This window comes from Nonomuraea sp. NPDC059007 (assembly GCF_042740555.1).
Classification (GTDB): Bacteria; Actinomycetota; Actinomycetes; order Streptosporangiales; family Streptosporangiaceae; genus Nonomuraea.
The window spans coordinates 116,116-136,184 of sequence record NZ_JBHYJD010000008.1 but is presented as its reverse complement, the minus strand read 5'-3'; the positions used below and the strand labels follow the sequence as shown (position 1 = coordinate 136,184).

Sequence of the window (20,069 nt, the reverse complement as noted above, 5' to 3'; positions counted from 1 at the left end):
GTTTGGTCACCCAGTGCAGTCGTTCCGACTCGCCCGTACTTCGTCGGATGCGACGTAAGATCTGCGCCACTTCATCGGATTCGATGAACATTCGGTGAGCGTGACGTCGCAGGATGCCCGCATGTCGGCTTCTCTGGTGATTCGCGGTGGCACAGTTCATGACGGTGGAGGCGGCCCTGGCCGGGTCGCGGACGTCCTGGTCGAAGGCGATCGGATCGTCGCCGTCGGCCCTTCGGCGGGCGGCCACGACGTGCCCGTCCTGGACGCCACCGGGCTGGTGGTCGCCCCCGGTTTCGTGAACGTGCTCAGCCACGCGTACTTCACCCTGGAGAAGGACGGTCGTGGCCTGTCCGACCTCTACCAGGGCGTGACCACGCAGGTCTTCGGCGAAGGACTGTCGATCGGGCCCTTCACCCCCGCGATCAGGGCCGAGCTCGGAGCGGGCTTCGAGTCCTTGGAGTGGGAACGGCTGTCGCAGTTCCTATCGCACCTGGAGCGCAAGGGCGTGGTCCAGAACGTCGTCAGCTTCGTCGGCGCGCACAACCTGCGCATGATCGGCGCGGGCACGGACGACCGGCCGATGACCGCCGCAGAGCTCTCCCATGTACGCGGCGTCCTCGACGAGGAAATGGCCGATGGAGCCCTGGGCCTGGGATCGGCGCTCATCTACCCGCCCGGCTGCTTCGCCCCGACCGACGAGCTGGTCGCGCTGTGCGAGGTCGTCGCCCGGCACGACGGCATGTACATCTCGCACATGCGCAGCGAGGGCGACCACTTCCTCGACGCGGTCGACGAGCTGATCGAGATCGGCCGCCGGGCCGGGGTGCGGGCGGAGATCTACCACCTCAAGGCCGCCGGACGCGCCAACTGGCCCAAGATGGCACGAGCCGTCGAACGCGTCGAGGCTGCCCGCGCCGCCGGGCAGGCGGTGACCGCGGACATCTACCCCTACCTCGCCGGGCAGACCAACCTCGCCGCCTCGATCCCGCCGCACTTCCACGAGGGAGGTCACGAGGCGCTCGCCGCCCGGCTGGCCGACCCGGCCGAGCGGGCCCGCATCCGCGAAGGGGTGCGGACGCCGTCGGAGCGCTGGGAGAACATCTACCTGGCCTCGGGCGGCGCGGACGGCGTCATGCTGCTGCCCGACCCGAAGGGGCCCGCCGCCGCCTACCGCGGACTCAGCCTCGGGCAGGCGGCGCGGGACCGGGGCGCCGACCCCGTCGAGACGCTGCTGCAGCTGGTCGAGGAGGAGCCCGGGCTGCACGCCATGTACTTCATGATGGACGAGGACGTGCTGCGGACCGCCCTGCGCAACCCGTGGGTCTCCGTCGGGTCCGACGCCGAGACCTTCGCCGCCGAGCCGCCCTACACCGACGCGCCCACGCATCCGCGGGCCTACGGGACCTTCGCCCGGATCCTCGGCCGGTACGTGCGGGAACAGGGGCTGCTGACCCTCGGCGAGGCGGTGCGGCGGATGACCAGCCTGCCCGCCACCAACCTGGGCCTGCGCGACCGCGGCCGCCTTGCCCCCGGCGCCTATGCCGACATCGTCGTCTTCGACCCCGAGACCGTCGGCGACCTGGCCACCTACGAGTCCGCGCACCAGTACGCGCGCGGGATGCGCCACGTGGTGGTCAACGGCCAGACCGCGTTCGCCGACGGCGCGCCCACCGGGCGGTTGCCCGGACGGGCGCTGAGGCGGGGGAGGTCGTCATGAAAGAGCAGGTCGAGCAGGTTCTCGGGCCGATCGGCGCGCGGGCGTGGGTGCACGCCGTCGACCTCGACAGCGGCGCGGAGATCGGGTACGGCGAGTACGGGCTGGTCGCGCTGGCCAGCGTCTTCAAGATTCCGGTGCTGGTGGAGTTGTTCCGCCGGTTCGGGGACGGGCGGCTGTCTCCTGACACGCGGCTCGACGTTCCCGCCGAGGGACGCTCGGCCGGGCCCACCGGGCTGTCCGTCATGGCCGACCCGATCGAGCTCTCGCTGCGTGACCTGGCCTACTGGATGATGAGCGTCAGCGACAACGCGGCCACCGACATCCTCGTCAACCTGCTGGGCACCGACGCGATCAACGCGACGCTGCGCGAGCTGGGCCTGACCAGGACCAGGGTCGACGGCACCTGCGACGACCTCTACCAGACGCTGTACCAGGACGTGCCGGAAGGCGCGGGTCCCGACGCTCTGCGCGCCGCGCGCGCGGTCGATCCCGAGCGCACCCAGCACTCCGGTACGCCGCGCGAGATCACCCGGTTGCTCGCCTCCCTGTGGAAGGACGAGGCGGCGGGGGCCGCGGAGTGCGCCGAGATGCGGCGCATTCTGGGGTTGCAGGCGTGGCCGCATCGGCTGCGGGCCGGGTTCACCGAGCCTGGGACGCGGGTGAGCGCCAAGACCGGGACCCTGCCGTTCTGGCGTAACGAGGCCGGGGTGGTGGAGGCCGACGGCGGGCGGTTCGCCGTCGCGGTGTTCATCAGAACCGAGGACCACCGCTACCGCCAGCCCGCCGCCGACGCCTGCGTCGGCACCCTCGGCCGCCTGGCCGTCGACCACCTGCGCTCATCCGCCGGCGACCATCTGCGATCATCCGATGACCACCCACGCTCGTTCGGCGGCGACCATCAGTGTTCGTCTGGCGATCAGCCGCGCTCATCCAGTGACCAAGCGCGATCGGACGTTCACTTGCGGTCGGCGGATGCCCCTGAGCGATCGGACACGCTCGTGTGGTCAGCGGACGCTCCCGTGCGATCGGCGGCCGATCACCTGCGATCGCGGGGGAGTGGCGTGCGGAGGCCGGGTACGGTCAGGGCGGGCACGCCCGAGGCGATCCGCGAGCACGCGGCCGGGCTCGGCGCCGAGATCTGGCTGCACGCGCGTGATCTCGACACCGGCAAGTCGGTCGGCATCGGCGAGAACACCCCGGTGGTCACCGCCTCGGTCTTCAAGGTGCCGGTGGCCCTCGAACTGGCCCGTCAGGCGGCGGCCGGTGAGATCGACCTCACCCAGCGGGTCACCGTCCCGGACGAGGGCAGGGTGCCGTCGCCGTACGGCCTGGCCGCGCATCGTGACCACGTCGTCGCCTCCTACCGCGACCTGGCCCAGCTCATGATGGTCATCAGCGACAACGTGGCCACCGACCTGGTCCTCGATCGGGTGGGCAAGGACCGGGTGGCCGCGCTGCTGGCCGAGCTGGGTCTCGGGGGCACGGCCGTACCGCAGAACTGCGCGGAGATTCTGGCCAGTGTGGCGCAGGACCTCGGTACTGCCTACGGCGACGACGAACGCGAGCTGAGCGAGGTGCCGCTGGAGCGACTGCGGTCGTTGCGCGCGCTGGACCCGGCGCGGACCTGCCGCACGACGCCCGAGGAGATCACCCGCCTGCTGGCCGGCATCTGGCGCGAGGAGGCGGCGGTGCCGGACGCCTGCGCCCTGGTACGCGGCTGGATGGGCGCCCAGATCTGGCCGCACCGCCTGAGCAGCGGTTTTCCGGGAGACGACGTGGTGATCAGCGGGAAGACCGGCACCCTGCCGCTGATCCGCAACGAAGCCGGCGTGCTCGAGTTCCGCGACGGCGGCAGGTACGCCGTCGGCGTCTTCACCCGCGCCGCCGACCCCACCCCGAACGCCCCACACCTCGACGCGCTGATCGGCTGGGCGGCCGCCGAAGCCGTCGCCCAGTTGCGCGGCGAGCGTTCCTGATCCAACTCACCCCCCGTTTGGAGCCGAACATGGCTTTGCGCCGCACCTATCCGAAGGCCTTGACGGCCGGCGCCCTGGCGCTCCTGCTCACCGCCTGCGCGGGCGGAGGCGGAGGCGGCACGAAGACGGCGACGTCCGGCGACGGCCGCGTCACCGGCGAGGTGAACACGGTGAACACCGCGACCGTCGGCACCGGCGGCACCGTGACCTACACGATCACGTATCCGATCTCGAACTGGAACGTGCTCAACGCCGGCGGCGCCACGTACTCCGTGATCGACATCTCCAGCGTGCTGCTGCCGGGCGCGTTCTCCATCCAGCCCGACGGCTCGGTCACCCAGAACACCACACTCGTGACCAGCGCGGAGAAGACCGCCGACTCACCGCAGACGATCACGTACACGATCGATCCGAAGGCCGTCTGGTCCGACGGCACCCCGATCTCGGCCGACGACTTCGAGTACACCTGGCGGGCGCTCGACCCCCGCACCTGCCCGAAATGCCAGGCGGCCAACAACGCCGGCTACGACCGGATCAAGTCCGTCAAGGGCTCCGAGCAGGGCCGTACCGTCACGGTCGTGTTCGACCGGCCGTATGTGGACTGGAAGGCGCTGTTCTCGCCGATCCTGCCCGCGCACGTCGCGAAGACCTACGGGCCGGCCGACACCGCCACGGGCCTGGAGAAGAGCTTCAACGAGGGCTTCGCCAAGTCGGTCCCGAAGTTCTCGGCGGGGCCGTTCAGGATCGAGGAGTTCACGGCGGACGGCTCGGTGGTGATGGTCCGCAACGAGAAGTGGTACGGCAAGCCACAGAACCTGGACAAGCTTATCTTCCGCCTCATCACGGACGTCTCACAGCAACCGACCTCGCTCGCCAACGAGGAGGTCGACGTGATCTACCCGAACCCGCAGGTCGACATCGTCCAGCAGGTCGACGACCTGCCCGCGGTCCGTTACCAGGTGTCGCCGAGCGCGTCCGTGCACCAGATCTGGCTGAACCACAACGCCCCGGCCCTGAAAGACCTCGCCCTGCGCAAGGCGATCTTCCAGGCGGTGAGCGTGAAGGACCTGATCGCCAAGACGATCGGCCAGTTCGACAGTACGGCCGAGCCCCGGCTGAGCCAGATGTTCCTGAGCGGCGCGCCCGGTTACGCCGACGTGGTGAGCGAGTTCGAGTACGGCATCGGCGACCCCGAGAAGGCGAAGAAGACGCTGGGCGATGCCGGGTATACCGGGATCGGCGCCAAGCTGGTGGCGCCGGACGGCAAGCCGGTGCCCGCGCTGCGCTTCGCCGTCCAGGCCGGCGACCAGCTGCGCGCCTCCGAAGCCCAGCTGGTCAAGGCGGCGGTCGCCCCGCTGGGGATCGAGGTGCAGGTGGCCACGGTGTCCAACACGGTCGATGCCGTACAGGAGGGGAACTGGGCGATGACGGTCGGCACGGTGTCGCAGTCGCCGTTCACCGCGACCAGCAACATCCCGTACTTCCTGAGCTGCGAGGAAGGGGTGAACTTCTGCCGGTTCAACCTGGGCAACTACCGCAACCTCAAGGTCGACAAGCTCCTCGACGCCGCCCTGTCGGCGACCAGCGCCGAGGAGGCGACGAAGAAACTGCAGGAGGCGGACAAGATCGTCTCATCGGACTACTCGATCCTGCCGCTGTACCAGAACCGATCGTTCCTCGCATACGACGCGAAGCTCGGCAACATCCGCGACAACAGCCTGTCGTTTCCTACCTATAACAGCGAGCAGTGGGGCCTGCTGAACGGGTCCTGACCCGCCCCGGGGCGGCGCGACATGCCACTCTCCTCCGCCCCACCCGCCTGCCCGTCGTTCGTCAGGTGCCGGGTGGTCCCGCCCGCTCGGCCCGACCGTTATCCGAGTTGCCCGTCAGCCCCGCGCGTGTGGTGGACGGCGCTACTGCTGGGAGCCCTAGAGGCAGGGAACGCTGGTGCCCTGGCGGATGTGGATGAGGGCGTTGCTGGCGTAGACGGCGGGCACGGTGCCTTGGCCTGCGCACAGCACGAAGGTCTGGCTCCCGTTGCTGAGCCAGACGGCGCAGCCCGGTGCGGGCGTGTTGTCGAAGGTCGCCAAGCCGGAGGGAGCCTGGGAGAGCAGGGGGTTCTGGCAGCCGCCGTAGATGAGCTGGCTTGAGGAGCCTGTGTCGGTCGTCAGGACAAGGCGTCCGGCGGCCGCGGCGGCGGGAGTGGGGGCGGCGGTGAGTGCGCCGACCATGGCGATGCCGGCGAGGGCGAGCACTGCGGGTTTTCTCATGATTTTTCCTCCGTTCGAGCGTTTCTCTTCACCCGCCGTTGAGGAGCATGGCCCCCAGTGCGGTCAGGGTGTGGATCACGGTGTTGCGATGCCTCTGTGTGGTGATCAGCCCGGCCTCACGCAGTACGGTCGCGTGCTGGCTGGCGCCCGCGGCGGAGATGTTCAGGTGGCGGGCGATCTCACCGGTCGTGCGCCCCTCGGCGACGGACTCCAGAACCGCGGCGCGGGTACGGCCCAGCAACGTGGCCAAGCGCCGAAGGTCGGCCTGCTCACCCTTGGACCAGATGTCGGCACCCGCCTGCAACGTCGGCCGCGCCGGCAGAACGAGAATGAAGGGCCGCTGCGTGTCTTCGGGATGGAGCATGCTGGGCCAAGGAGAAAACAGGGAGAACGCGATGTCGAGTCCGCGTCCCTCCAAGCAGAAGTCGCTCAACGTCGCGTTCCAGGGGTCATTCGAGGCAGTTCTTCTGCGAAGCTCCAGGACCGGCGGATTCCACGTCAGCGACGGATGCGCACTCAGCAACCCGGCGATACCACGCGCGGCAAGAACCCGCGAGGCGACCAGAGTCCGCGCCTCGAGATGCCCTTTGACCCGGTCCCAATACGGCTCGACCGTGGCGGAGAATCCCGTCTTGAGCGCCCGCACCAGCGCCGTACGCGCGGGCCCATCGCCATAGGCGAGCTGACCGACGGGATCGGGCACCCGGCGCGAGCCCACCACATAGTCGACCTCCGCATACAGCATCCACTGGGGTACGCCGTGCAGCCGGTCGAGCGCGTCATCCATTTCCGCGTGTACGCCCACGAGTGAAGGCACGTCCAGAATGACGCTGTTGGCCGGGGCGATGAATCGCGTGAGGGCCGCCGCCTGCGGCGGAATACGTTGCCTCGCGGTTTTGCGCCACGCCTCGAACAGAGCGGGACTGGCGGTGTGCTGCAGCGTCTGAAGGGCGAACGCCGTCTCGGCAAGCGGTCCCAGCGTCCCGATCAACCGGGTCTTGGCCAGGTCTTCCACGGATAAGGTGTAGCGCCTGATACGCATTGACCTTCCTGGGGTGTCGTGCCGCAGGTACACGCGATGGAGTTCTGAGTCCGTCCGTTTCAACGACGGCGGGTGGGTCCCGGCCAAGCTGGGGTATCCGCTTGTGACGCGGTATCTCGGTCTTTCGCATCGGGCGACTCCTTCCAGGGGGAACGAGAAGACAGCACTGGGCTGCCGTGTTGCCCAGAAAGCTTGTCTATTGCCGATGTAGCACGCGCCGGTTGATCGGATTCAGAGCAGTGGTCCCAATCAATCAACCGCGAACAATCGCCGGGGGTCGCTACCGACGCTCGCCCGGCGGTCGGGTGACCCCACCACGGAGGCGGAGCGGGCTCGACCTGCTGCGCGCCTAGGAAAGGCTTTTGTGGTGGGCGGCGAAGTCGATTTGGTGGTGGTGCAGGTCGCCGAACATCTTCTCCGGCGTCATCACGGTCTTCATCATCACGGGCATCAGCAGGTCGCGGACGATCCGGCCGACCGGACCCGCCGCCTTGTCGTTGTTGACCTTGGCGGCGCGGGCGATGATCCGCTCGACGCGCTCGCGGCGTACCGACTCGTAGGCGGCGAACGCGCCCGCCACGGTCGGGGCGTCGCGCAACGCGCGGGCCAGTTCGAGCGAGCTTTCGATCGCCTGGGACGCGCCCTGGCCGGAGCTGGCTGAGGTCGGGTGGGCCGCGTCGCCGACCAGGACGACCCGGCCGCGGTGCCATGTCCGCACGGTGGGGATGTCCTCCAGCGGTCCTGGCTGGGCGACGTCCTCGGGCCTCAGCAGCGCGACGATGTCGCGGGCCGGGATATCGTCGGCGTGCCGTTCGCGCAGGGCGGCGAGCCAGCGCTGCGGTGAGGTGGTCCTCGCCTCGGCCGAATCCGCGGCGGGGACGTTGCTGAACCAGAGGATCTCCCGCTCGTCGATGAAGTAGCCGAAGAACGCCCGCTTGCCGAAGGCGAAGTGCTGGTAGTCGCCGGTGGTGGGCAGGCCGGGGTTGGGGATCCAGCCGCCGAATCCGAGCAACCCGGTGAACCGCGGCGCGGGCGCGCCGGAGTCCAGCGTGGAGCGGACGGCCGACCGGATGCCGTCCGCGCCGACCAGGACCTCGCCGATGGCCGACGATCCGTCCGCGAAGTGCGCGGTGACCTTGTCGCCCTCGTCCTCGACAGCGGTCAGGCGTTTGCCGAACTCGACCGCGATCCCCCGGCCGAGGGCCTCGTCCATGAGCGCGCGGTAGAGGCGATCGCGGCGCAGCAACAGGCTGGAGGGCGGTCCGGGCAGTCCGTCGAAACGGGCGACGGGCCGTCCGGTGTGGTTCTGCATCACCATTCCCGGCACCTCGACGCCCACGGCGGCCGCCGCGTCGTCGGCGTCGATCTGCCGCAGGGCGTTGCGCCCGTTGGGGGCCAGCGTCAGCGCGCCCCCGATTCCGTCCGCCGTGGTGCGGTAGGCCTCGTACACGGTGGCCGTGATGCCCGCGCGCTGGAGCGCCATCGCCGTGACGGTGCCGGCGATCCCGCCACCGATGATCAACGTGTGTCCGACGGTCATGTCTTCCCCTTGAAGTGGTGGTTCCACGCCTGGTGGTAGTCGTCGCCGGTGACGGAAGCGGCGAGCCGTTCGACGAAGGCTCGTTCGGCCTCGACCTTCGCCAGCCGGTAGTCCTCCTCGATCAGGAACCACCAGGCCAGGTCCTGGTCGCGGGCGCGCCGGATGGTCGCGCCGATCTCCTCGGCGGCGGCGGTGAGGGCCGCCAGCCGTTGCCGGAGCAGGTCGCTCGCCTCTTCCGGGGGCAGCACCATGAACAGCGACAACGCGACGCCGAACAGCGGGTAGCGGGTGCGGGTAGGGGGCTCATCAAGGATGGCCTGGCTGCGTGACCCGGATGGCACTACCGTCCGGTCAGGGCAGGATCTCGACGTACCCGTCGCTTCCGTGTACGCGGATCCGCTGCCCATCGGGAATCAGCCGGGTGGCGTCGACCACGCTGACGACGGCCGGCAGGCCGTACTCCCGCGCGATCACCGCGCCGTGTGTCATCAGGCCTCCCACCTCCGTCACCAGGCCCGCGACGGCGACGAAGAGGGGTGTCCAGCTCGGGTCCGTGTGGGCCGTGACGAGGATGTCGCCCGGTTCGAGATCGGCCTGGGCCATGTCCAGGATGACGCGGGCGCGCCCTTCGACGGTCCCGGCGGAGACCGGCAGGCCGATCAGCGCGCCGGCCGGCACGTCGTCGCGCCGGTACGCCCCGGTGATGGCCTCGCCGTCGGAGGTGAGCACCCGGGGCGGCGTGAGCGCGTGGTAGGACCGGAACGCCTCCTTGCGCCGCCGGATGAGCTCGTCATCCACCCGGTTCGAGCGCACGACGTCGTGGAACTCCTGGAACGTGAGGTAGAAGGCGTCCTCCTTGTCGGTGAGCACGCCGGCCCGCACCAGGCGCTCGGCCTCGCCCAGCAAGGCCTGCTTGTAGATGAAATAGCGGCTGATGATGCCGTACTTCGGGTACTCCCGGTAGCCGATGAAGGTCCGGACCCGGTCGATCATCCGCTGGGTCTCGACCGCCTTGTGCTCGCCGTCCGGCTGGGCCCGCAGGCGTTCGAGGACCTCCTCCGCCTTTTCCCGTGCCTTCCGGCGTCCTTGCTCGAAGCGCCGCTTGGCGGCGCCCGGCTCGAAGTTCCTGACGTTGTCGAGGATCACGGGCACGAGCGTGGCGGGGCTTTCGCGCCAGCGCGGCCGCGTGATGTCGATCTCGCCGACGCAGCGCATGCCGTACCGGTGAAGGTAGCCCTCGATGGCGTCGCGCACGTCGCTCCCGCCCGCGAACTCCGGCAGCTCGTCCAGGAAGCCGTCGTCGTGGACGCCCCGCAGGTACGCCACCACCTCCGGATGCGAACGGACCACGTCGGCCACGTCGAGCAGCGCCAGTCCCATCTCCGACGTGATGTTGCCGGGGGCGGACAGCGTGAGGGTGTCGGCCGCGTTCTTCTCGCCCAGCCAGTCCCGCAACCGGTCGTTGAGCCACCAGGTGGCGTCCATGCCCGCCATGATCGCCCGCATGCTCAGGGGATCGCCGAGGTCTCGCTTGTGCTCCTGGAACGCCTCCAGCAGGAAGTCGAACAGCGCCGGCCCGGTCTTCGTCCGGACGTCGCGCCGCAGCGCGGCGATGGAGGCCTCGCTGCGCTCGATCAGCCCGGCGACGATGGCCGGGTCGGTCTCGATCGGGGCGGGCGCGCCGCCGGGCGGCGGCCCGCCGGGACCGGCGCCGGGAAACGCCGGGACGAAGTCGTCGCGGTCGAGTACGGTCTCCACCGCGTCCCTGGTCAGCGGATCGGATCGGCCCACCATCTCCAGGAAGCCGGGTGCGGCCAGGCGCAGGGTGGCGTCGACGAACAGCCTCCCGCCGGCCTCCCGCATCGGTGTCAGCGCCGTCAGTTGCCACATGGACAACCCCAGCGGCTTCATGGGGTCGGTCATCATCTGCTGGTGCCCGACGGAGAGGTAGACGCGGTTCTCGCCGTCGGGAGCCGCGGGGATGGGGAACAGCGTGGTGATCGGCCGGCTCTGCACGATCTGGAAGTCGTCGCCGGCCAGGCACCATTCGATGTCCTGCGGGCGGCCGAAACGCGCCTCGATCCGCCGTCCGAGCCGCACGAGCCGTACCACCTGCGCATCCGTCAGCGCCGGCTGCTCCCGCCGCCGCGGCTCGATCGCCACTTCGTGTGTCCCGCCGGCCGGCAGGGCTTGAACGGCCCGCGTCTTGGCGGCGAGCGTCCTGGCGATCACCTCGCCGTCGCGCACCTTGAAGACGTCCGGGTTCACCAGGCCGGAGACCAGGGCCTCGCCGAGGCCGAACCCGGCCTCCACGGTGGCGACCTTCCGGTTGCCCGTGACGGGGTCGGCCGTGAACAGGATGCCGGCCGCGTCCGGGAAGACCATCTTCTGCACGACCACGGCCATGTGCACCGCGCGGTGGCCGATGCCGTTGCGCAGGCGGTAGGTCACGGCCCGCTCGGTGAACAGCGACGCCCAGCACTTGCTGACGTGCCGGAGGATCGCCTCCTGCCCCACGATGTTCAGGTACGTGTCCTGCTGGCCGGCGAAGGACGCCGTCGGCAGGTCCTCGGCCGTCGCGCTGGATCGCACGGCGCAGGCGGCTTGCTCGCCGAGCCGGCCGAGCGCGCCGGTGATCGCCGCGGCCAGATCGTCCGGGATGGCCCGCCCTTCGATGCTCCGGCGGATCTCCGCGCTGAGCGTCCGGATCGCCTCCCGGTCATCGGGGTTCAGGCGCGACAGCCGATCGAGCGGGTCGTCGATCGACGCCTCCGCCATGATCCGGCGGAAAGCGGCCGTCGTCACGCAGAACCCGGCCGGCACGCGGACGCCGTCGATCCGCGACAGCCCGCCCAGATGAGCGGCCTTGCCGCCGACGACGGCGACCTTCGTCTCGTCAGCCTCCCGCAGATCCCACACGTACTTCTCGATCATCGCCATACCTCCGACGCGGTCGCGCACCCTCCCATCGAGTATCCGCGGTAGGCGATCTGTGGCCGGCACCGCCCAAGCCGCCCCCGCGGTGCTTGGGCTGCTGCCGTGCCAGAGAGCGGAGAGCGCGAGCCGATCACCCTGACGCTCAGTTGTCGGGGATCCAGTTGCCGTGGAAGCCGAGCGGAACGCGGACGGGCAGGTGGACGCGGGCCACGGGCGGGCCGGTGAAGTCCTGGGCGGACAGGATCACCAGGTCGGAGGCGCCCCGGTCGGGGTCGGCGACGTAGGCCATCAGGTAGCCGTCGTCCTCCTCGCCGCCGCCGGACGGGTTGGCCGCGAACGTCGCCTCCCCGGCCGCCGCGTCGCGCGCGAACCCGTGGACCTCGGTCGTGCCGTGCAGGAGATCGTGCTTGACGAGCGCGTTGGTGAACGCCTCGTCGGGGTGGGGGCCGTCGGGGGTGAACGGCACGCCGTACACGGGACCGACGGCGGAGTAACCGAAGCGGTGCGGCAGCGAGGCGAACGCGTCGTTCACCCGCGGGAAGTCCTGCGCCCGGTCGTCGAGACGCCGCTGATCGACGGTGCCGCGGGCCGGGTCGATGGTCCAGCGGTCGAGCGTCGGCTCGATCGCGCCCGGGTCGAAGATGTCGGCCGGGCCGTCCGCCCGGATGAAGTCGACGGTGATCGTGGAGCCGTCGTCGTGGGCGTTGAGGACGTGGCTGACGTAGAAGGGGCCGACCGGCAGCCAGCGGACCTCGCCGCCCGCCCGGGGAAGGACGCCGACGCGGGCCTGGTACGCCGGGTCCCACTGGAAGGACATCGCCTCCATGGTGAAGACCAGCGGGATGTCGAAGACGATGACGAAGTTCTGCGACAGCGCGAAGTCGTGGAGGAACGGGGTCTGGACTCCCTGCAGCGGGATGTTCGTCGCATGGGTCACCGTTCCCGATGGGTCGGTGACGATGTGCTGCGCGAACGGCTGCCCCATCAGGTACGCCAGGGAGTGCAGGTCACCGGTGCGCGGGTCCACCTTGGAATGCGCGTTGGCGCTGAAGCCCTCCGGGGTGGCGCCCACCGGGCACGGCCCGATCGTCTCCAGGTCCTTGCCCAGCTCGTGGGGGAGCCCGCCACCCTCGATGAGGGCGAGTGTGCGCCCGGCGTGCCCGATCACGTGGATGTTGGGGGAGGGCACGACGAACCCGGGCTCCTGCCCGCGCTCCATCCTGCCCAGCGCGTCGCCGACCTCGGCCGAGCGGACCCAGCGGTTGCGGTACCACTCGGCGCGGCCGTCCCGGATCCGGACCCCGTGCACCATCCCGGCGCCGAAGGCCCAGAAGTGGGCGGCGGGATCCTCCACCCCGAGGGGGTTGGGGCCCATCCGCAGGTAGCGCCCGTCCAGGTCGGCGGGGAGGCGGCCGGTCACCGGCAGGTCGTGGACGGTGACCTCCTCCTTGACCGGGGCGAAGGGACCTTCCAGATAACGGTTGCTCATGTTCACTCCTTTGTACGGTGTACGAGGACGACGGTACGCCGTACAGAACAGCAGACAGGCGGTTGAGAAGGTGTACTAGGCCAGCGGACGAGCGGAAACCCGCCCGCGACCTCGGAGACTTGGCACCCCGGCCCCTCGTGCTGTGTACTAGCACAATGGACCGGTACCGGCAGATCATGGCCGACATCAGGCGGCGCGTCACCGAGGGTGAGCTGCGTCCCGGCGACCGCGTCCCGTCCACCCGGCAGGTCGCCGAGCAGTGGGGCGTGGCCACCGCGACCGCCGCCAAGGCGCTGACCGCGCTGCGCCAGGAGGGCGTGGTGGTGACCGTCCCGCGGGCCGGCACCGTGGTGGCGGAGCAGGCCGGCAGCCGCCCCGTACGGCCGGCGCCCGCTCCGTCACCCCCGAAACCGGGCCGCGAACGCGTCGTCGGCGCGGCGATCGCCATAGCCGACGCCAAAGGCTTCGACGCGGTCTCGATGCGCAGCGTCGCCACCGCCCTCGACCTGCCCACGATGTCGCTGTACCGCCACGTGCGCGGCAAGGAGGACCTGGCCGCGCTGATGACCGACACCGCCTTCGGCGAACTGGAGTTCCCCGTCCCGCCACCGGCGGGCTGGCGGCCCAGGCTGGAGCTCGCCGCCCGCCTCCAGTGGCGCCTGTACCTGCGCCATCCCTGGCTGCCCCGGCTGGTCTCGCTCACCCATCCCCAGCCGATGCCGAACATGTTCCGCTACGCGGACTGGGCGATGAGGGCCGTGCACGAGCTCGGGCTCGACCCCGAGGCGGGCCAGATGGCGTGGTGGACGGTCGCCAACTACGTCAGGGGCACCGCCACCAACCTGGAGCAGCAGGCGGAGTCCGAACGCGACACCGGCCTGACCTCGGACCAGTGGTTCACCTCCCACATGCCGGTCTTCCAGGCGGGCCTGCCGTCCGGCGCGCTGCCCGCGCAGGAGACGCCCCAGGACTTCGACCTGTCCGCGTTCTTCGAGTTCGGGCTGCAGCGCGTGCTGGACGGCATCGCCGTGCTCGTCGGCCGGCGCGGCGCAGGGCTCCGGGCTCGGAACCCTGCGCGGACGCTCACGCGGTGACGGTCAGGGTGAGGACGGCGACGCGGTCGGTGGAGGTGCCGTTGGCGCGCACCGCGATGGAGTAGGTGCCCGGTGCCGTGCCGGCGCCGGCCGTCACGGTCAGCGTGGAGGCGGCGCCGGAGGTGACGGCGGGCGGGGTGAAGCCGGCCGTGGTGCCCGGGGGCAGGCCGGTGGCGTACAGGCTGATGTCCTGCGCGGGGGGCGCGGTCGTCACGGTGGAGACGGCGACGCTCACCTGGCCGCCGGCCTGGACGGTCGCGGCGGCGGGGGTGAGGGTTACGGCGAAGGTGTTGCGGCAGCCCGGGGGCTCACCGGCCACGGCGGGGACCCGGACGGCGTTCCAGGCGGTGCGCACGGTCTTCAGCTCCACGCAGGAGCTGGGGAACAGCTGGCCGGCCGCCTCCAGGGAGGCCTTGCGGGCGCGTTGATGCGTCCAGATCTGGGTCTTGCGCAGCAGCGTGCCCATGAAGATCTGGCCGGCCTTGCGGATGCCGAGCCCGGCGATGATGGAGTTGTCGCAGGTCGGGCTGGGCGGCTGGCCGTTGGCCGGGTTGCTGCCCTCGGCCAGCAGGTAGAACCAGTGGTTCTGAACGCCGGCTCCGATCTGGGGCATCATGGGCGGGACCTGGCTGGAGAAGCAGTCCGGGTGGCCGCTCTCCGTGGAGGGCCGGTACATGTAGCGGATCGGGCCGGATCCGGCGATGTTGACCTCCTCGCCGACCATGTAGTCGGGCGGGTCGAGGGTGGCGGGCTGGTTGGCGTAGTGCTCGGTCAGCGCGCCGAAGATGTCGCCGGCGGACTCGTTCAGGATCATCTTCTCGTTGGTGCCGAAATCCTGGCCGGGAGTGTGGGCGAAGACGGCGTGCCCGTACTCGTGCGCCACCACGTCCATCGAGGTGACCTGGCGGCGGTTGTCGGCGGTGCGGCCGAAGCTGGCGTTGATCCCGTTCCAGTAGGCGTTGACGGCGTTCAGCCCGACGCGCGCGGGGAAGCCGCGCCCCAAGCCGTCGAAGCCGTCACGGTTCAGCCAGGCGTCGAGCATCTCCCACTCTTTGCCGATCGCGTACAGCGTGTCCACGCAGGCGGTCTCCAGGTTGGTCCCGCTGCCGTCGCCCCAGGAGTCGTCGGGCCCGGTGTAGGCCACGCCGTTCTGCCCGCCGCAGCCGATTCCCGGGCGCATCGGGTCGGTCATGGAGTAGGTGCCGCCGGACAGGCGCGTGGGGATGGTGACGGGGTCGCCGTTGTAGAAGCTGTTGCCCACCCCGGCCATGACCTCGTCGGACCTCTGCACGATCGCGCCGGTCCTGGCGTCGACGAAGACGTGCGGCCTGCTCGGCCTGCCCCGGTCGGCGCCGGTGACCACGACCTCGTAGACCAGGCGGCCGCGTCCTTCCGCCATGACGCTCAGCTTCGGGGCGGCGACCGACGTGACCTCGCTCAGCTGGGCCCTGGCCAGGCGCGCGGCCTCGTCCGCGCTGAGGCTGGGGGTGGTGTCCACGTCCAGGGCGGCCTCCTGGGAGACCGAGGTGCTCAGTACGCCGCCGGCGGCGTCGGTGACCACGACGAAGTCGCCGCCGTGGACCGGCAGGCCCGCGTAAGTGCGGGTGTAGGGGGTGTAGCGCAGGCCGCCCTGACCGGCGATCACGCGATGGCGGGTGTAGGCGTCCTTGGGCGAGCTGTGCAGCAGGGCGGGCCTGGAGGTCACCAGGTGGTCGGTGGCCGCGGTGACGCGATCCGGCGTCTTCGGCGGGTCGGCGGCGGCGGGCGGGATCGAGAGGGTCACGAGCACGCTGACGGTGCCCGTGACCATGGCTAACGCGACACGGCGTCTCACGGGAGGCGCTCCTTCGAGCTGGGCGGCGGCGGGGCGGGTGCCGGGCCGCCGGCTGCGAATGGGGGAGGAGCCTCTTGCATTCGATCCGATGAGACACACGCGGTCAATGTCCGAGTCAGGACGGCTGCTGGTCCTCGCCCACGACGCGCAGGTCGTCGCCGAGGGCGCCGGCGATCTCGGCGGCGCGGGAGTGGTCGGCCAGGCGGCGGGTCAGGTAGGCGGCGGCGTGACCGTGGGTGCGTGACCACCAGCCGGCCGAGCCGCCGATGCCGCCTTTGGCGATCTTGCCGGAGTCGCGGACGAAGCCGAGGGTCCAGGTGATCCGGGTGCCGAAGACCTCGTCGAAGTCGGTGACCTGGGCGGCCAGCAGTTCCTCGTGGAGTTCCCGGCCCAGGAGTTGTCCTACGGGACCGGCCGGATCGGTGAGGTGGGAGAAGAAGCGGGCGATCGTGGTGGCGGTGGACTGGAGGTTGACCGCGCCGAAGACGGCTTGGCGCCATGGGATGGCGTTGGTGCGGGCCGTGTCGAGGGCTCCGGCGGGGATCTGGAGCCAGGGGGCGGCGTGCAGGTGCCGGGGCCAGGCCGGGTCGGCGTACTCCAGGTCGGCGACGCGGTCCAGGTGCCGCTCGGGTACGCCGAACCACGCGTCCAGGTCGAGCGCGGGGCGTACCACGTCGTGGTGGATCCGGCCGAGGGTCGTGCCCGCCGTCGCGCGCAGGGCGGCGTCCACGAGGTGGCCGTACGTCAGGGCGTGTTCGCCCAGCCTGGTGCCGGGGGTGTACTCCGGGGGCGCGTGCACCAGGCTCTCTCGCAGCGCCGTCTCGTCCAGCAGGTCCGTGCCGGCGGCCTCGGCGGGGAAACGTGGCTGGCCGGCCCGGTGGGTGAGTACGTGGCGGAGGGTGGTGGCCTGCTTGCCGTTGGCGCCGTACTCCGGCCAGCGTGCGGCCAGGGGTTCGTCCAGGGTCAGGGCGCCGTCGCGCACCGCCACCAGGGCGGCGATGGTGACGAAGGCCTTGGACAGGGAGTACGGCATGACGAGGGTGTCGGGCCGCCAGGGCCGGGTGCGTCCGGCGTCGGCCCAGCCGCCGGACAGGTTCACCACCTCGCGGCCGTCGCGCCAGACCGAGACGCCGGCGCCGGTCTCCCGGCCGCTGTCGAGGAGGTCCTGGAAGACCTCGCGTACGCGTTCGTAGCCGGGTTCGGCGAAACCTTGTGTCCTCATGGCATCCACATTACCCCGTGGGGGTATGCAGGGCGGGCCGGTAGATGAGCTCCTGGGTGTGGCCGTCGAGCGTCCGGTGCTCGATCAGTTCGAGGTCGAAGTCGAGCGCGCCCTTGAAGACGGGGTCCTGCCCGGTCCGGCCGGTGATCACGGGGAAGAGCGTCACCTGGACGTAGTCCACCAGGCCGGCGGCCATCAGCGCCCGGTTCATCGACAGGCTGCCGTGTGAGCGCAACGGCACCCCGGACGTCTCCTTGAGCCGGGCCACGACCTCGACCGCGTCACCGCTCTCGACGCTCGCGTCCGGCCAGTCGAGCGGTTCCCGCAGCGTGGCCGACACCACCGTCGCCGGCAGGTTCAGCATCCGGGTGACCCAGGGGTCGCGGACATCCGAGTCCTCGGTGCTCGTGGCCAGCATCCGCGCGAACGCCCGATGCGTGGTGGCGCCGAAGACCATCCGCTGCTCCTGCCCGTACAGGGCGAACCGGCGCTCCAGCAGTTCGGGGCCCTGCTTGCCCCAGTAGCCGCCCCAGTCGCCGCCGGCGGCGCCGAAGCCGTCGAGGCTGGAGAAGACGTCGAAGGTGTAGGAAGCGGTCATGATGCCCTCCTCGGGTGCGGTCGGAAGTACAGACTCGCGGCCCCGGCGAAACTCATCGGTGCCACTGGTAGCGGCGCTCCGGGCGGCCGGCGCCGCCGTACCGCAGAGAGACCTCGACCTGGCCGATGGCGGTGAGATGTTCGAGGTAACGGCGGGCACTGACGCGGGAGATGCCCACCTGGGCGGCGCATTCGGTGGCCGACAGCGTGCCGCCGGTCGCGTGGAGCGCTCGCTTGACCAGTTCGGCCGTCTCGACGCTCATGCCCTTGGGCAGTACGGCGGGCGCCGGCGAGCCGGCCCCGGCCAGGAGCCGGTCCACGTCGGCCTGGCTGGTGATGACCGTCGTGCCCAGGCCGGCCCGCTGGGCGGCGTAGTGCTCCAGCCGGACGCGCAGGTCGTCGAAGTCGAACGGCTTGAGCAGATAGTCGCTGACGCCCCGGCGCGCGGCGCCGCGCACGGTGTCGGACTCGCGGGCGGCGCTGATCACGATGACGTCGCAGTCGTGCCCGGCGGCGCGCAGGCGGGTGATGACCTCCAGGCCGAACAGGTCGGGCAGGTAGAGGTCGAGCAGCACCAGGTCGGGCCGCAGTTCGGTGACGCGGTCGAGGGCCTGCCGGCCGGTGCCGGCGGTGCCGATCACGCGGAATCCGGCGACCTGGTTGACGAAGCCGCTGTTGACCTTGGCGACCATGAAGTCGTCGTCCACGACCAGTACGTCGATCATCGCAGGATCTCCTCGGCGGCCTGCCGCCCGATGGACATGCGGGCGGTGAACACGGCGCCGTCGGCGGTGTTGGCGACCGCGACCTCGCCGCCGCGGCGGCGGCAGACGAGCTGGGTGAGCGCCAGCCCGATGCCGCGTTCGCCGCCTTGCGCGGCTTTGGTGGTGAAGCCGCGGGTGAACACCTCCTGGGCGAGTTCGGGGGCGACGCCGGGGCCGGAGTCGCGTACCACGATCTCGACGCTGGAGGTGTCCTGGCGGAGCTCGACGTCGACCCAGGCGCCGTCGGCGGTGCCGGCGGCGGCGTCGATGGCGTTGTCGACCAGGTTGCCGGTGACCGTGGCGACGTCCGCGGCGTCCAGGGGGTCCAGCCGGTCCAGCGCGGTGCGTTCGGACAGGCGGAGCTCGACGCGGCGTTCGGCGGCGAGCGAGGATTTCGCCATCAGCAGCGCCGCGAGCGAGGTGTCGCCGATGCGGCTGCTGAGGTTCAGGTCGAGGGATTCGCGGTGCTCGCGGATGGCCCGGATGTAGCGGACGACCTCGTCGTGCTCGCGCACCTGGATGAGCCCGGAGATGACGTGGAGCTGGTTGGCGAACTCGTGTGCCTGGGCCCGCAGCAGCTCGGTGGAGCTGCGGAAGGAGCCGAGTTCGCGTTCGAGCCGGGCGAACTCGGTGCGGTCGCGCAGGGTGGTCACCGAGCCGAGGCGGCGTCCGTCCTTGCTGATGGTCATGCGGTTCATCACCAGCACGCGCCCACGGTGGATGGCGATCTCGTCGCGGGCCTCGTCGGCGCCGCTCAGCACGTCGTACAGGCGATCCTGGATGCCCAGCGCGGTCAGGCTCATCCCGACGCAGTGCTCGGGAAGGTCCAGCAGCGTCCTGCCCACGTCGTTGACCAGGGTGAGCCTGCGCTGCTGGTCGAGCGCGACGACACCTTCGGCGATGCCGTGCAGCATGGCCTCGCGGTGTTCTGCCAGGCCCGCGATCTCGCGCGGCTCCATGCCCAGGGTCTGGCGCTTGATCCGCCGGGCGAGCAGCCACGAGCCGAGCCCGCCCAGCAGGCTGGCCACCCCGAGGTAGGTCAGCAGGTAGGAGGAGGCGCCGGCCAGCCGTTCCCAGACGGTGGGAGCGGCCACGCCGATCGAGACCGTCCCGAGGTGACGGCCGTGATTGCCGGGGGCGTCGTCGAGGACCGGCACCTGGGCGGCGACCTCGGTGACTCCGTCGACGACCAGGTGGCCGGACCATCCCCGCGCCTGCGCGACGCCCGGGTCGCCCAGCGGCAGCTCGCCGCCGAGGAGCGTGGTGTTCGTCGAGCTGATGATCGTGCCGTGGACGTCGGCGACGGTCACCGACGTGACGCCGGAGCGCGTCAGCGTCGCATGCACCAGCGGGGCGAGCACCTCATGCGGCGCCGGCTGGTCGATCTGGGCGCGGATCAGCGGGTTCCACGCCAGTTGCTCGGTCAGGGCGCTCACCCGCCGTCCCTCGACCCGGTCGAACGTGGCGGCCGACTGCGCCAGAGAGATCGCGCCCACGGCGAACAGGACGACCACCACAACGGCCAGTTGCAGGATCAACATCTCGCCGGCCAGGGTCGGGCGGCGGCGTCTCACGAACACAATGAAC

Annotated in this window: 15 protein-coding genes; 4 read left to right on the top strand and 11 right to left on the bottom strand. The window is 70.8% G+C overall.

All coding sequences use genetic code 11. The features are described from left to right. The first annotated feature begins 121 nt into the window (after positions 1–121). From ACFWY5_RS15340 to ACFWY5_RS15330, 3 genes are read left to right on the top strand one after another with little or no spacing between them, the layout of a single operon-like run. Complete coding sequence (locus tag ACFWY5_RS15340; protein ID WP_379632403.1) at positions 122–1,717, top strand: amidohydrolase family protein; 1,596 nt, start codon at positions 122–124, stop codon at positions 1,715–1,717. Continuing rightward, positions 1,714–3,693, top strand: coding sequence for a serine hydrolase (locus ACFWY5_RS15335; RefSeq protein ID WP_379632401.1), 1,980 nt, complete (start codon positions 1,714–1,716; stop codon positions 3,691–3,693). Before ACFWY5_RS15340 ends, ACFWY5_RS15335 begins: the two co-directional genes overlap by 4 nt. Before the next feature lie 29 nt (positions 3,694–3,722). Continuing rightward, positions 3,723–5,465, top strand: a complete 1,743-nt coding sequence (locus ACFWY5_RS15330) for an ABC transporter family substrate-binding protein (RefSeq protein WP_379632399.1) — start codon at positions 3,723–3,725, stop codon at positions 5,463–5,465. A gap of 156 nt (positions 5,466–5,621) precedes the next feature. Here ACFWY5_RS15330 and ACFWY5_RS15325 read toward each other — a convergent pair whose 3' ends face one another. The 6 genes from ACFWY5_RS15325 to ACFWY5_RS15300 all read right to left on the bottom strand — a co-directional run bounded on the left by ACFWY5_RS15325 (position 5,622) and on the right by ACFWY5_RS15300 (position 12,971). Then, entirely contained in the window at positions 5,622–5,963 is a 342-nt protein-coding gene (locus ACFWY5_RS15325; protein WP_379624370.1) for a hypothetical protein, read from the bottom strand. A 28-nt stretch (positions 5,964–5,991) separates the two neighbouring features. After that, positions 5,992–6,978, bottom strand: coding sequence for an ArsR/SmtB family transcription factor (locus tag ACFWY5_RS15320; protein WP_379624372.1), 987 nt, complete (start codon positions 6,976–6,978; stop codon positions 5,992–5,994). Positions 6,979–7,354: 376 nt separating this feature from the next. After that, positions 7,355–8,545, bottom strand: a complete 1,191-nt coding sequence (locus ACFWY5_RS15315) for an FAD-dependent oxidoreductase (RefSeq protein ID WP_379632397.1) — start codon at positions 8,543–8,545, stop codon at positions 7,355–7,357. Beyond that, positions 8,542–8,886 carry a hypothetical protein gene (locus tag ACFWY5_RS15310; protein WP_379632395.1) on the bottom strand — a complete coding sequence of 115 codons (345 nt, stop codon included), beginning with the start codon at positions 8,884–8,886 and terminating at the stop codon, positions 8,542–8,544. Before ACFWY5_RS15310 ends, ACFWY5_RS15315 begins: the two co-directional genes overlap by 4 nt. 10 nt (positions 8,887–8,896) lie before the next feature. Then, complete coding sequence (gene rph, locus ACFWY5_RS15305; protein ID WP_379632393.1) at positions 8,897–11,479, bottom strand: rifamycin-inactivating phosphotransferase; 2,583 nt, start codon at positions 11,477–11,479, stop codon at positions 8,897–8,899. 145 nt (positions 11,480–11,624) lie between these two features. Next, on the bottom strand, positions 11,625–12,971 hold the full coding sequence (locus tag ACFWY5_RS15300) for a carotenoid oxygenase family protein (protein WP_379624378.1): 1,347 nt from the start codon (positions 12,969–12,971) through the stop codon (positions 11,625–11,627). Positions 12,972–13,126: 155 nt separating this feature from the next. Between ACFWY5_RS15300 and ACFWY5_RS15295 the strand changes: the two genes are divergently transcribed. After that, the gene (locus ACFWY5_RS15295; protein WP_379632391.1) at positions 13,127–14,065 is read left to right on the top strand and encodes a TetR/AcrR family transcriptional regulator C-terminal domain-containing protein; all 939 of its coding nucleotides are present in this window, start codon (positions 13,127–13,129) and stop codon (positions 14,063–14,065) included. Here the strand turns inward: ACFWY5_RS15295 and ACFWY5_RS15290 are convergent. The 5 genes from ACFWY5_RS15290 to ACFWY5_RS15270 form a co-directional block, all read right to left on the bottom strand. Continuing rightward, positions 14,055–15,899, bottom strand: a complete 1,845-nt coding sequence (locus ACFWY5_RS15290; protein WP_379632389.1) for a M4 family metallopeptidase — start codon at positions 15,897–15,899, stop codon at positions 14,055–14,057. The two genes, ACFWY5_RS15295 and ACFWY5_RS15290, sit on opposite strands and share 11 nt — an antisense overlap. Positions 15,900–16,014: 115 nt before the next feature. Further along, the gene (locus ACFWY5_RS15285) at positions 16,015–17,121 is read right to left on the bottom strand and encodes a serine hydrolase domain-containing protein (RefSeq protein ID WP_379632387.1); all 1,107 of its coding nucleotides are present in this window, start codon (positions 17,119–17,121) and stop codon (positions 16,015–16,017) included. Between the two features lie 10 nt (positions 17,122–17,131). Then, the gene (locus ACFWY5_RS15280; RefSeq protein ID WP_379624385.1) at positions 17,132–17,719 is read right to left on the bottom strand and encodes a dihydrofolate reductase family protein; all 588 of its coding nucleotides are present in this window, start codon (positions 17,717–17,719) and stop codon (positions 17,132–17,134) included. Between the two features lie 52 nt (positions 17,720–17,771). Beyond that, positions 17,772–18,443 (bottom strand): response regulator, encoded by a 672-nt coding sequence (locus ACFWY5_RS15275; protein ID WP_379624387.1) that lies wholly within the window; start codon positions 18,441–18,443, stop codon positions 17,772–17,774. Continuing rightward, positions 18,440–20,056, bottom strand: a complete 1,617-nt coding sequence (locus ACFWY5_RS15270; RefSeq protein WP_379632384.1) for an ATP-binding protein — start codon at positions 20,054–20,056, stop codon at positions 18,440–18,442. Before ACFWY5_RS15270 ends, ACFWY5_RS15275 begins: the two co-directional genes overlap by 4 nt. Between the last annotated feature and the right edge of the window lie 13 nt (positions 20,057–20,069).

Coding starts and splice junctions, on each gene's coding strand:
- ACFWY5_RS15340 (WP_379632403.1), top strand. CDS start 122: ATGTCGGCTTCTCTGGTGATTCGCGGTGGCACAGTTCATGACGGTGGA.
- ACFWY5_RS15335 (WP_379632401.1), top strand. CDS start 1,714: ATGAAAGAGCAGGTCGAGCAGGTTCTCGGGCCGATCGGCGCGCGGGCG.
- ACFWY5_RS15330 (WP_379632399.1), top strand. CDS start 3,723: ATGGCTTTGCGCCGCACCTATCCGAAGGCCTTGACGGCCGGCGCCCTG.
- ACFWY5_RS15325 (WP_379624370.1), bottom strand. CDS start 5,963: ATGAGAAAACCCGCAGTGCTCGCCCTCGCCGGCATCGCCATGGTCGGC.
- ACFWY5_RS15315 (WP_379632397.1), bottom strand. CDS start 8,545: ATGACCGTCGGACACACGTTGATCATCGGTGGCGGGATCGCCGGCACC.
- rph (WP_379632393.1), bottom strand. CDS start 11,479: ATGATCGAGAAGTACGTGTGGGATCTGCGGGAGGCTGACGAGACGAAG.
- ACFWY5_RS15300 (WP_379624378.1), bottom strand. CDS start 12,971: ATGAGCAACCGTTATCTGGAAGGTCCCTTCGCCCCGGTCAAGGAGGAG.
- ACFWY5_RS15295 (WP_379632391.1), top strand. CDS start 13,127: ATGGACCGGTACCGGCAGATCATGGCCGACATCAGGCGGCGCGTCACC.
- ACFWY5_RS15285 (WP_379632387.1), bottom strand. CDS start 17,121: ATGAGGACACAAGGTTTCGCCGAACCCGGCTACGAACGCGTACGCGAG.
- ACFWY5_RS15280 (WP_379624385.1), bottom strand. CDS start 17,719: ATGACCGCTTCCTACACCTTCGACGTCTTCTCCAGCCTCGACGGCTTC.
- ACFWY5_RS15275 (WP_379624387.1), bottom strand. CDS start 18,443: ATGATCGACGTACTGGTCGTGGACGACGACTTCATGGTCGCCAAGGTC.